Source organism: Streptomyces sp. NBC_00435, from assembly GCF_036014235.1.
Lineage (GTDB): Bacteria > Actinomycetota > Actinomycetes > Streptomycetales > Streptomycetaceae > Streptomyces.
This window is the reverse complement of record NZ_CP107924.1, coordinates 2,655,821-2,667,812: the sequence shown is the minus strand read 5'-3', so window position 1 is coordinate 2,667,812 and position 11,992 is coordinate 2,655,821. Positions and strand designations below refer to the sequence as shown.

8 protein-coding genes and 1 pseudogene are annotated in these 11,992 nt (G+C 72.7%); 4 read left to right on the top strand and 5 right to left on the bottom strand.

The window, feature by feature from the left end; translation table 11 throughout:
- Nucleotides 1-114: 114 nt before the first annotated feature.
- Nucleotides 115-1,013: pseudogene (locus OG389_RS12285) on the bottom strand (sirohydrochlorin chelatase).
- 445 nt (nucleotides 1,014-1,458) lie between these two features.
- On the opposite strand from OG389_RS12285, the gene OG389_RS12280 reads away from it, so the two are divergent.
- The 3 genes from OG389_RS12280 to OG389_RS12270 all read left to right on the top strand — a co-directional run bounded on the left by OG389_RS12280 (nucleotide 1,459) and on the right by OG389_RS12270 (nucleotide 5,331).
- Nucleotides 1,459-2,073 carry a SanA/YdcF family protein gene (locus OG389_RS12280; protein WP_328303719.1) on the top strand — a complete coding sequence of 205 codons (615 nt, stop codon included), beginning with the start codon at nucleotides 1,459-1,461 and terminating at the stop codon, nucleotides 2,071-2,073.
- 41 nt (nucleotides 2,074-2,114) lie between these two features.
- On the top strand, nucleotides 2,115-2,921 hold the full coding sequence (locus OG389_RS12275) for a glucose 1-dehydrogenase (protein ID WP_328298512.1): 807 nt from the start codon (nucleotides 2,115-2,117) through the stop codon (nucleotides 2,919-2,921).
- Between the two features lie 349 nt (nucleotides 2,922-3,270).
- Nucleotides 3,271-5,331, top strand: a complete 2,061-nt coding sequence (locus tag OG389_RS12270; protein ID WP_443059424.1) for a molybdopterin oxidoreductase family protein — start codon at nucleotides 3,271-3,273, stop codon at nucleotides 5,329-5,331.
- Here OG389_RS12270 and OG389_RS12265 read toward each other — a convergent pair.
- Both OG389_RS12265 and OG389_RS12260 read right to left on the bottom strand, forming a co-directional pair.
- Nucleotides 5,328-6,305 carry a nucleotidyl transferase AbiEii/AbiGii toxin family protein gene (locus OG389_RS12265; protein ID WP_328298510.1) on the bottom strand — a complete coding sequence of 326 codons (978 nt, stop codon included), beginning with the start codon at nucleotides 6,303-6,305 and terminating at the stop codon, nucleotides 5,328-5,330. The genes OG389_RS12270 and OG389_RS12265 overlap by 4 nt on opposite strands.
- Nucleotides 6,302-6,886: a hypothetical protein gene (locus OG389_RS12260; protein ID WP_328298509.1), complete on the bottom strand. Its 585-nt coding sequence runs from the start codon at nucleotides 6,884-6,886 to the stop codon at nucleotides 6,302-6,304. The genes OG389_RS12265 and OG389_RS12260 overlap by 4 nt, the downstream gene beginning before the upstream one ends.
- Before the next feature lie 85 nt (nucleotides 6,887-6,971).
- On the opposite strand from OG389_RS12260, the gene OG389_RS12255 reads away from it, so the two are divergent.
- On the top strand, nucleotides 6,972-8,156 hold the full coding sequence (locus OG389_RS12255) for an RNA polymerase sigma factor (protein WP_443059254.1): 1,185 nt from the start codon (nucleotides 6,972-6,974) through the stop codon (nucleotides 8,154-8,156).
- An 81-nt stretch (nucleotides 8,157-8,237) separates the two neighbouring features.
- Here the strand turns inward: OG389_RS12255 and OG389_RS12250 are convergent, their stop codons facing one another.
- Together OG389_RS12250 and OG389_RS12245 are read right to left on the bottom strand one after the other, a co-directional pair.
- Nucleotides 8,238-10,163 (bottom strand): ABC transporter ATP-binding protein, encoded by a 1,926-nt coding sequence (locus OG389_RS12250; RefSeq protein ID WP_328298507.1) that lies wholly within the window; start codon nucleotides 10,161-10,163, stop codon nucleotides 8,238-8,240.
- Nucleotides 10,160-11,893 (bottom strand): ABC transporter ATP-binding protein, encoded by a 1,734-nt coding sequence (locus OG389_RS12245; RefSeq protein WP_328298506.1) that lies wholly within the window; start codon nucleotides 11,891-11,893, stop codon nucleotides 10,160-10,162. The genes OG389_RS12250 and OG389_RS12245 overlap by 4 nt, the downstream gene beginning before the upstream one ends.
- Nucleotides 11,894-11,992 lie beyond the last annotated feature (99 nt).

The window sequence follows — 11,992 nt, the reverse complement described above, 5'->3', positions numbered from 1 at the left end:
CGTAACCGGAGCCGCCGACAAGTCGGGACAGGACGACCGGGCCAGGCCGTTCCGGCGAACCTGGCGGTTCCGGCGCACCTCGCGGTCCCGTCGGCCCGATCGGCGGGACGATCCCTACGCGGTGGCCAGTTCCAGTGGCCGCTCCTGCCGTACGGGGGCCGCGAAGGCCGCCCGGGCTTCGTCGTAGCGCTGGAGCACCAGCCGGGCCAGCGCCGGATGGTCACCGAGAGGGGCGGCGGCCGGCCCCGGCGAGGCGGCTGCGCTCGCGGAGGCGAAGCGGCCCGGGGCGGTGAAGTAGGAGGCGACCACGACCCGGTGGACCCCCCGCGCGGCCAGCGCCCGTACCGCGCCGGGCACACCGGGCGTGGCGGCCGACGCGTAGGCCGCCACCACGGGCACCCCGCCGAGCCGTTCGCCCAGCAGGTCGGCGGTGGCCCGGGTGTCGGCGGCGGAGTCCGGGTCGCGGGACCCCGCGGCGGCCAGCACCACCCCGGACCCGGCACCCCAGCCGGCCTCCAGGAGCCGCTCGTAGAGGGCCTCGACGAGCAGCGGATGCGGGCCCAGCGGGGCGGCGATCCGGATCCGCAGGTGTCCGGCGCGGGCGGCGGCGGCCGGCAGGTCCCGTTTGACGTGGGTCCCGCGTCCGAGCAGCAGCGGCACGAGGACGGCGGATCCGGAGGCCCGGTCGAGGGCGTGGTCCAGCAGTGGGTGGTTCAGCTCGATGTGACCGAGCCGGACGTCGAGGCGGGGGCGGAGCTCGCGGACCCGTTCGAGCAGGGCTTCGACGGTGTGGAGGGCGCGCGGATCGCGGCTGCCGTGGGCCACGGCGACGAGGGTGGGCTGCATGCGGGGACTCCTGCGGGGTGTCGGGGGCGCAGCCCGCTGAGCTGCGTGCCGAGCTGGGCGGTGATCCGGGTCAGCAGCTCCGCGGTGGTGGCGGGCGGAAGCGGTAGGGGAAGCGGAAGGGGTGGGGGCAGGGGTAGGGACTCGGGAGAGTGCGCCGGCTCCGTCATGAACCGATCCTGCGTGTGGCAGGTTGCCGGTGCGTTGCGCCGGGGTGACGGGTGTTTTCCACCTGCTCACAGGGGGGTGGACGGGGAGGGTGCGGGTGGTGCGGGCATCCGCACCCGGTGGTGGGGCGCTGGCGCCCGCACCCGGTGGTGGGGGCGCTGGCGTGGGTCTCCTTCCTCCCGCCGGCCCTGGACCGGCGAGCGGCGGTACGCCCTGGTGCGGTGAGCGCGGGGCCCGCCGAAACCGCGGGGGGCGTACACGCGTCCGTAGTCGACAGGAGCTGACAGGAACCAACAGGCAGGGGGCACCGCATTGACGCGCGCGGCGGCAAGAGGCTTGGCCAGGGCGGTACGGGACCGGCTGGGGGCCGTACGCGGCCGGGCGGTGGCCGTACGGATCCCGCTGCCGCGCACCGTACGGGCCCGGCGGCGGGCGGTGCGCGTGGTGATGGCCGGATGCGTGCTGGCACTGCTGCCCTCGGCATGGACGCACGTGGCCGCCGGTCCGCGGCTGCGCACCACCGCGCAGGCGCCCGCCGCCGAGGTGGCCGTGGTCTTCGGCGCCGGGCTGTGGAACGGCCGGCCCACCCCGTACCTCGCGCGCCGCCTCGACGCCGCCGCCGAGCTCTACCGGGCGGGCAAGGTCAAGGTCGTCCTCGTCACCGGCGACAACAGCCGGACCGAGTACGACGAGCCCGACGCGATGCGTGCGTACCTGACGGGCCACGGGGTGCCGGACGCCCGGGTCGTCAGCGACTACGCCGGCTTCGACTCGTGGGACTCCTGCGTCCGGGCCCGGGAGGTCTTCGGGGTGCACCGGGCGGTCCTGATCAGCCAGGGCTTCCACATCCGCCGGGCGGTCGCGTTGTGCGAGGCCGCGGGCGTGGACTCGTACGGGGTCGGGGTGGACGACGTACACGACGCGACCTGGTACTACGGCGGGGTGCGCGAGGTCTTCGCGGCGGGCAAGGCGGCGCTGGACGCGCTGTTCGAGCCGGAACCGCGCTTCCTGGGACCGAAGGAGGAGGGGGTGTCGCGGGCCCTGGCCGCTCTGGCAGACTGACGCCGCTTTGTGTATGCCGATTAGTCATATACCAATCAGTCATGTCCGTCCGTCGTGTGCGTCAGGGGTGTGGAACCGTGGCTGTTGTGGATCTGAGTGGCAAGGTCGTCGTCATCACCGGTGGGGCCCGCGGCCTCGGAGCGGCGGCCGCGCAGGCCGTCGTGGACGGCGGCGGCAAGGTGCTGATCACCGACGTGCTGGAGGCGGAGGGCGCCGCGACGGCCGCGAAGCTCGGGGACGCCGCCCGCTTCCTGCGCCACGACGTGACCAGCGAACCGGACTGGGAGGCGGCACTCGCCTTCGCCCTCGCCGAGTTCGGCCGCATCGACGGCCTGGTCAACAACGCCGGCATCGCCACCGGCCAGTTCCTGGAGCACGAGAGCGTCGAGCACTTCCGCCAGGTGGTCGAGATCAACCTGGTCGGCGTCTTCATCGGCATCAAGGCCGTGATCCCGCTGATGCGCGCGAACGGCGGCGGCTCGATCGTCAACATCTCCTCCGCGGCCGGCCTCACCGGCCTCGCCCTGACCGCCGGCTACGGGGCCTCCAAGTGGGGCGTGCGCGGTCTGTCGAAGATCGGCGCGGTCGAGCTGGCGGAGTCCCGGATCCGCGTCAACTCCGTGCACCCCGGCATGACGCTCACCCCGATGACGGCCCCGGTCGGCATCCAGGCCGGTGAGGGCAACTACCCGGGCGCCCCCCTCGGCCGCGTCGGCCTCCCCGAGGAGATCGCCGCCGCCGTCGCCTTCCTGCTCTCGGACGCCGCGGGCTACATGACCGGCGCCGAGCTCGCGGTGGACGGCGGCTGGACGGCCGGCCTGACCGTGAAGTACCTGACCGGGCAGTGATCCGGTGCCCGGGCGGTCCGGTGCCCGGGCGGTGATCAGGCCCCCGGCGGGCACGCCCCACGGCCCCGGTCGCCGCACCGTCGCCCTCATCGGCCGTCCCCCGATGCGCCGGGCCTCACCGGAGCCGGCGGGCGGCGCTGAGGGCGAACACCCGGGCCCGTAACACCGGGCGGCGGCGGGCGTAACACCGGCGAAGCACGCTGGCCCCATGCACACCCCGGGAGCCGTACCGGCCGATTCCGCCGCCACCTCCGCCACCTCCGTCGCCGTCGCCGCCTCCGCCTCCGCCTCCGAGGCAGTCACCGGCGTCACCGCCACGCACTGCCCGTACTGCGCGCTGCAGTGCGGCATGAACCTCCGTCCCACACACGGCGGAGCGGGTGTGGAGGTGGAGGAGCGCGCGGACTTCCCGGTGAACCGGGGCGCGCTGTGCGGCAAGGGACGTACCGCACCCGCCGTGCTCTCCTCCCGGGTGCGCCTCACCGAGCCGCTCGTCCGCACCCGCGCGGGGCGGCTGGAGCCGGCCACCTGGGAGGAGGCCCTGGACGCCGTGGCCGAGGGCCTGGCCCGGACGCGGCGGTCCCACGGGGCCGACGCGGTCGGGGTGTTCGGTGGTGGCGGGCTGACCAACGAGAAGGCGTACGCCCTCGGCAAGTTCGCCCGCATCGCGCTGGGGACCTCGCAGATCGACTACAACGGCCGGTTCTGCATGTCCTCGGCGGCCGCCGCGCACCAGCGGGCCTTCGGGCTCGACCGGGGGCTGCCCTTCCCGTTGGAGGACATCCCCCGGACCGGCTGCGTCGTCCTCGTCGGCTCCAACCCCGCCGAGACCATGCCGCCGGCCCTGCGCTTCTTCCGGGAACTGCGCGAGAACGGCGGCACGTTGATCGTGGTGGACCCGCGCCGCACGCGGACCGCCGAACAGGCCGACCTGCACCTGGCCCCGCGCCCCGGCACGGACCTGGCGCTGGCACTCGGCCTGCTGCACCTGGTGGTGGCCGGGGGGCACACCGACGAGGAGTTCATCGCCGGCCGCACCACGGGCTGGGAGGAGGCGCGCGCGGGCGCGATGGCGCACTGGCCGGAGCAAGTGGAGCGGATCACCGGTGTACCGGTGCCGAAGCTCCGCGAGGCGGTGGCGATGTTCTGCGCCCCCTCATCCGCCATGGTGCTCACCGCGCGCGGCCCCGAGCAGCAGTCCAAGGGCACCGACACCGTCGGCGCCTGGATCAACCTCTGCCTCGCCACCGGCCGCGCCGGCCGCCCGTTCTCCGGCTACGGCTGCCTCACCGGCCAGGGCAACGGCCAGGGCGGCCGCGAACACGGGCAGAAGGCCGACCAGCTCCCCGGCTACCGCAAGCTGACCGACCCGGCGGCGCGGGCCCACGTGGCCGGGGTCTGGGGCGTCGACCCCGACACGCTCCCCGGCCCGGGCCGCAGCGCCTACGAACTCCTCGACGCGTTGGGCTCGGACGTCAAGGCTCTCCTCCTGATGGGATCCAACCCGGTGGTCTCGGCCCCCCGCGCCGCCCACATCGAGGAACGCATCCGCTCCCTGGACTTCCTGGCGGTCGCCGACGTGGTCCTCTCCGAGACCGCGGCCCTGGCGGACGTGGTCCTGCCCGTCACCCAGTGGGCGGAGGAGACCGGCACCACCACCAACCTGGAAGGCCGCGTCCTGCTCCGCCGCCGGGCACTGACCCCGCCCCCGGGGGTCCGCTCCGACCTGGAGGTGCTGCACGGCCTGGCCGCCCGGCTGGGCATGTCGAAGGCCTTCCCGGTCTCGCCCGAGGAGGTCTTCGAGGAGTTGCGCCGCGCCTCGGCGGGCGGCCCGGCGGACTACTCGGGCATCAGCTACGCCCGCATCGAAGCCGAACAGGGCGTCTTCTGGCCCTGCCCGTCGGCGGAACCCGGGCCATCGGCGGCACCCGGCCCGGCGTCGCCGGAGCCCCACCCCGGTACCCCCCGCCTCTTCCTGGACCGCTTCGCCACAGACGACGGCCGGGCCCGCTTCGTCCCCGTCACCCACCGCGACGCCGCCGAGGTCCCCGACGCGGAGTACCCGCTGCTGCTCACCACCGGCCGGGTCGTCGCCCAGTACCAGTCGGGCGCGCAGACCCGCCGGGTGGAGGAGCTCAACGAGGCCGCCCCGGGGCCCTTCGTGGAACTCCACCCCCGCCTCGCGGCCCGCCTCGGCGTGGTCGACGGAGCCCCCCTGGCGGTCACCTCCCGCCGCGGCCGAGCGGTGGCCCCGGCCCGCGTCACGGACACCATCCGCGCGGACACCGTGTTCATGCCCTTCCACTGGCCGGGCGAGGGCCGCGCCAACACCCTGACCAACCCGGCGCTCGACCCGGTGTCCCGGATGCCGGAGTTCAAGGTCTGCGCGGTCCGGGTGGAACCGGCCTAGAGTCCGTGTCCGGGATCGGCGAAGGTGGGCGCCAGTGCCCGCAGCAGGCGGTTCGCGTAGGACTCGGCGGACCCGGGGATCCCCGGGTACTCCGTCTGGAAGTCCTCCCACTCGGCGTACTCGATCTGGGCGAACGCCTCCGGGGTGACGCGGGCCCCGGGCCCGGCCGCCCGAGGGAACCATTCGCCGGACTCGTGGAACACCCGGTGCAGCAGGCCGTACGGGAGCGCGCACCGCTCCGCGAGCAGGACCGCGTCGTAGAGGTCCTTGCCGTGCGGGTACATGTCGGTGGCCAGCCAGACCAGCTTCCAGGCCAGGGAGAGCTCCGGGCTGGCTCCCAGGAGGGCCGCCCCCGCGACCTCGGCGGGCTGCGGTGCCTCCGGCAGCCGCTCGTTGAAGACGAAGTCCAGCTGGACCTGCCCCCCGGGCAGCCCCGGCGCGGACCAGGGGAGTACGAGGCGCCGCCCGGGGACGCGTTCGTAGGTCCAGATGTCCTCGGCGACCGCCTCCCCGGCGCGGATCACGAGTCCGGCGCCCTCCTCGGCGGCCGTCCGCCCGGCCGCTTCCGCGACGGCCGTCAGCAGGCGCTCCGTACGCGGGTCCTCGATGTTCCAGTCCTGCGGGACGACCACGAAGTCCAGGTCGTGCGGCTCCCGCGCGGCGACGCCGAACCAGCCCGCCATGAGCATGCTGCCGCGCACCACCAGGCAATCCGCCCACCCGGACCGGGCCACCCCGCGCGCCACCACGCCGAGCGCCGTCCGCCGGGCCGACTGCCAGGCGGGGCGCTGTGCGGGGTCGATGACGGTGTCCGCCACCCGGTAGCCGGAGGCGAAGTGCTTGAGGGCGGGGTCGAAGACCCGGTCCGCGGACCCGGTGGGGGCGCCCACCCCGGCGGTCGACGTGCGCGGCAACTCGTACTGCCGGCGCCGCCAGTCCGCGTCGGCCGTGCTCTCGGTGCCGTTCCCGCTCATCCGGACATCCCCTCCTCGATCCACCCGTCGTCCACCGACAGGTCACTGTCGTACAGCACGAACTCCCGCTCCTCCGAGGCGATCTCGTACCCTGCCCCCGCCAGCGCGGCGACCAGCGCGTCGCAGGCCGCCCCCGCGCCCCGCGCCGTACCCCGGCAGCGCTGGGTCACGAAGCGCTCGTGGCGGGCCCCCGGCAGGACCCGGCGGGCGTTCCACGACACGTGCGCCCCGTGCGGGACCACCAGGGCCTCCAGGGCGGCCCGGTCGAAGTCGGCGGCCGGGAGGAGGAGCTTGAGGTGGTGCTCGAAGTAGCCGCCGCCCGGCCCCGGGGGCTCCGTGGTCCACGGGACCGTCTCCACCTTGACCCGGACCGGGTCGAAGCCGGCCGCGCGCAGCCGGGGCACCAGTACCTCGTGCCTGTCGCCGCCGGGCAGCGTCAGCATCGGCTGCGAGGTCATCCGGCCCCGGGCCAGCACAATGTGCGTCACCTTCAACTCCCGTTCCCCGGCCCACGATTCGAGCCGCGCGAGCTCCGCCGGGTCCGGGCAGCGCACCGTCACGTGGGTTTCGTACTCAGACATGACAGCGATCTTCTCGGACATCCGTCCGGTCCGCATCGGGGTTCTGGTCCGGGGGTAACCATGGGTCACGCACCGGACTCAGAAAGTGCCCGCACGCCCCTCGTGGCAGGGATGTGCCGTACGCCACACTGAGGTCCGGTGCCCCCGTCCTCGGAGCCCTGTGGAGGTCGCCCCCGTGCAGACCCAGAGCTTGACCGTCAGCGTCAGTCCGCCCGGAGGCGCCGCAGCAGACGCCGAAGCGGCCGCGGCCGAAGAGCCCGAGGCCGACGCCGTGGACGAGGAGGAGCCGGAGGTCCTGGAGCTGATGGAGAAGGTGCCCCCGCCGCGCAAGCGCCCGGCGGAGGGCTCCGGCGGAGCGGGTCCGTCCGCCGACCTCTTCCGGCAGTACCTGCGCGAGATAGGCAGGATCCCGCTGCTCACCGCCGTCGAGGAGGTCGAGCTCGCGCGGCGCGTGGAAGCGGGACTGTTCGCCGAGGAGAAGCTGGGCGGCGGAGCCGGGCTCGACCTGCAGCTCACGCTCGACCTGGACAAGCTCGTCGTCATGGGGCGCATGGCCAAGCGCCGCCTCATCGAATCGAACCTGCGGCTCGTCGTCTCCGTCGCCAAGCGCTACGTAGGCCGCGGACTCACCATGCTCGACCTGGTCCAGGAGGGGAACCTCGGACTGATCCGGGCCGTCGAAAAGTTCGACTACGCCCGCGGCTACAAGTTCTCCACCTACGCCACCTGGTGGATCCGGCAGGCGATGTCCCGGGCGCTGGCCGACCAGGCCCGGACGATCCGCGTGCCCGTCCACGTCGTGGAGCTGATCAACCGCGTGGTCCGCGTCCAGCGCCGCATGCTGCAGGAGCGCGGGTACGAGCCCACCGCCGAAGAAGTCGCCGTCCACCTGGAGTTGACCCCCGAGCGGGTCCTGGAGGTGCTGCGCCTCGCGCAGGAGCCGGTCTCGCTGCACGCACCCGTGGGCGAGGAGGACGACGTGGCCCTCGGCGACCTCATCGAGGACGGCGACGCCGCCTCACCGGTCGAATCGGCCGCGTTCTTCCTGCTCCGCGAGCACCTGGAAGCGGTTCTGTCCACCCTCGGGGAGAGGGAGCGCAAGGTCGTCCAGCTGCGCTACGGGCTCGCCGACGGCCGGCCGCGCACCCTGGAGGAGATCGGGCGGATCTTCGGGGTGACCCGCGAGCGGATCCGGCAGATCGAGTCCAAGACCCTCAACAAGCTGCGCGACCACGCCTTCGCGGACCAGCTGCGGGGATACCTCGACTGAGTGCGTGAGCGACTGAGTGCGCAGGTACGGGAAAGGGGCGCCCCGAAAGGCGCCCCTCCCCGAACGGTCCCGCCGGCCGAGCTAGTCGACCTCGGCCACCGCCTGCGCGAACTGCGCCGCGTACAGGCGCGCGTAGGCGCCGCCCGAGCGCAGCAGCTCCTCGTGCGTGCCCTGCTCCACGATGGAGCCGCTCTCCATCACCAGGATCAGGTCCGCGTCGCGGATCGTGGACAGCCGGTGCGCGATCACGAAGGACGTACGGCCGTGCGCGAGGCGCGCCATCGCCTTCTGGATCAGCACCTCGGTACGGGTGTCCACCGAGCTCGTGGCCTCGTCGAGCACCAGGATCACCGGATCGGACAGGAACGCCCGCGCGATGGTGATCAGCTGCTTCTCGCCGGCGCTGACGCCCGCGCCCTCGTCGTCGAGCACCGTGTCGTAGCCCTCGGGCAGGGTGCGGATGAACCGGTCGGCGTGGGCCGCCCGCGCGGCCTCCTCGACCTCGGCGCGCGTCACCTCGCGCGAAGCGCCGTAGGCGATGTTCTCCGCGATGGTGCCGCCGAACAGCCAGGTGTCCTGGAGCACCATGCCGATGCCGCCGCGCAGTTCCTCGCGGGTCATCTTCGCGATGTCCACGCCGTCGAGGGCGATCTCCCCGCCCGTGACCTCGTAGAACCGCATCAGCAGATTGACCAGCGTGGTCTTGCCGGCGCCGGTCGGGCCGACGATCGCGACCGTCTGGCCGGGGTCGACCGTGAGCGAGAGGTTCTCGATCAGCGGCTTGTCCGGCTCGTAGCGGAAGGCGACCTTGTCGAAGGTGACCTGCCCGCGCAGTGCCTCCGGACGCTCCGGGACCTCGGCGTCCGGCTCCTGCTCCGCCGCGTCCAGCAGCTCGTAGACCCGCTCCGCGGAGGCGACGCCGGACTGCACCAGGTTCGCCATGGAGGCGACCTGCGTCAGCGGCATCGAGAACTGGCGCGAGTACTGGATGAAGGCCTGGACATCACCGATCGACAGGGTGCCCGAGGCCACCCGCAGACCGCCGACGACCGCGACGAGCACGTAGTTGATGTTCGAGATGAACAGCATCACCGGCTGCATGACGCCGCTGACCAGCTGCGCCTTGAACGAAGCCCGGTACAGCGCCTCGTTCTGCTCGGCGAAGAGCTCCGCGGACTCCTTCTGCCGGCCGAAGACCTTGACCAGCGTGTGGCCCGAGTACATCTCCTCGACGTGCGCGTTCAGGGCGCCCGTGGACTTCCACTGCGCCACGAACTGCGGCTGCGACTTCTTGCCGATCTTCGCGGCCACGAACCCCGAGACCGGGATGGTGACCAGCGCGACCAGCGCCAGCAGCGGCGAGATCCAGAACATCATCGCCAGCACGCCGATGATCGTCAGGAGCGAGTTGAGCAGCTGGCCCATCGTCTGCTGGAGCGTCTGCCCGACGTTGTCGATGTCGTTCGTGGCCCGGCTCAGCACCTCGCCGCGCTTCTGCTGGTCGAAGTACGACAGCGGCAGCCGCGAGAGCTTGGCCTGCAGCTCCTCGCGCATCCGGTACACGGTGCCGTTCATGATGTGGTTCGACAGCCGCGTGGCGACCAGCATCAGCAGACCGGCGAGCGTGAAGACGCCGAGCGCCCACAGGGCCACCACTCCGACCGCGCCGAAGTCGATGCCCTTGCCCGGGGTGAAGGCGGTCCCGGACAGCATGTCCGCCATCCCGCCCTGGCCCTTGGCGCGCAGCCCGTCCAGGGCCTGCTCCTTGGTGATCCCCTTCGGCATCTCCCGGCCGACGATCCCCGCGAACACGAGGTCGGTGGCCTTGCCGAGGATCTTCGGGCCGGTCACCGACGCGGCGACGCTGCCGACGACCGCGAGGACCATGCCCCACAGCTTGGCCCGGTCGCGCGCCAGCGCGCGCAGCAGCCGCTTGCCCGAGCCCTTGAAGTCCATGGACCGCGTCGTCGGCGGTCCCATCATCATCCGTCCTCCGGGACTGCTCACGCCGCCTCCGCCTCCGTCAGCTGGGAGAGCACGATCTCCCGGTAGGTCTCGTTGCCGGCCATCAGCTCGTGGTGCCGCCCCTCGCCCACCACCTGCCCCTCGTCGAGGACGATGATCCGGTCCGCGTCGCGGATCGTGGAGACCCGCTGGGCGACGATGACCACGGTCGCGTCCTCGGTCTCGCGGGCGAGCGCGGAGCGCAGCGCCGCGTCCGTCGCGTAGTCCAGGGCCGAGAAGGAGTCGTCGAACAGGTAGATCTCCGGGCGCTGCACGAGCGTGCGCGCGATCGCGAGCCGCTGGCGCTGGCCGCCGGAGACGTTGGTTCCGCCCTGGGAGATGGGGGCGTCGAGCCCGCCCTCCAGCTCGGACACGAAGCCCTTGGCCTGCGCCACTTCCAGCGCGTGCCACAGCTCTTCGTCGGTGGCGTCGGGGCGCCCGTAGCGCAGGTTGGTGGCGACCGTCCCGGAGAACAGGTACGGCTTCTGCGGGACCATGCCGACCGTCCTGGCGAGCAGGTCCGGGTCGAGACGGCGCACGTCCTCGCCGTCGACGAGCACCTCGCCGCCGGTCGCGTCGAACAGCCGGGGGACCAGGCCCAGCAGCGTGGACTTGCCGCTGCCGGTGGAACCGATCACCGCGGTGGTCTCCCCGGGGCGGGCCACCAGGTCGACCCCGCGCAGTACGGGGGCCTCGGCGCCCGGGTAGCGGAAGTCGGCGCCGCGCAGCTCGAGGCGGCCGTGGTGGAGGAGCTTGCGGACCGGATCGGTGGGCGGGACCACGCTGGAGTCGGTGTCCAGGACCTCCTGGACGCGCTCGGCGCAGACCTCGGCGCGCGGCACCATCATGAACATGAAGGTGGCCATCATCACGGACATGACGATCTGCATCAGGTAGGCCAGGAAGGCCGTCAGCTGGCCGATCTCCATGCCGCCGCTGTCGATGCGCATCGCGCCGAACCAGATGACGGCGACGCTGGAGATGTTCACGACCACTATGACGGTCGGGAACATCAGCGCGAGCAGCTTGCCGGCCGCCAGCGAGACGCCCGTGAGGTCGGCATTGGCCTCGCGGAAGCGGTTCTTCTCGTAGTCGTCGCGGATGAAGGCGCGGATCACCCGGTTGCCGGTGATCTGCTCGCGCAGGACCCGGTTGACCGTGTCCAGACGCGTCTGCATCTTCCGGAACAGCGGCCGCGTCCGCAGCACGATCGCGCCGACCGACAGGCCGAGGACGGGAACCACGGCGAGCAGCACGCCCGACAGCTTCACGTCCAGCGAGAGCGCCATGAAGATGCCGCCGACGCACATGATCGGAGCCGAGACCATCAGGGTGAAGGTCATCAGTACGAGCATCTGGATCTGCTGCACGTCGTTCGTCGTACGGGTGATCAGCGACGGGGCGCCGAAGTGGCCGAGCTCACGCGCGGAGAAGCTCTGGACGCGGTCGAAGACGGCGGCCCGGACATCGCGGCCGAAGGCCGCGGCGGTACGGGCGCCGTAGTAGACGGCGCCCGCGTTGCAGACGAGCTGCACGAGCGAGACGCCGAGCATCAGCGCGCCGAAGCGCAGGATGTAGCCGGTGTCACCGTTGACGACACCGTGGTCGATGATGTCCGCGTTCAGCGTGGGCAGGTAGAGGCTCGCGCTGGTCTGCAGCAGCTGCAGCAGCACCAGCAGGGCGATCGGTTTCCGGTACGGACCCAGGTGGGTCCGCATGAGTCGTATGAGCACGCGCAGGCTCCGGTCGGCATGATCGAGGGGGTTCACCCCATCTTCGGCCAACCGGAGGCTCGAACCCCACCGGTTTTCGCAAAGCCCGGTCAAAAGGCG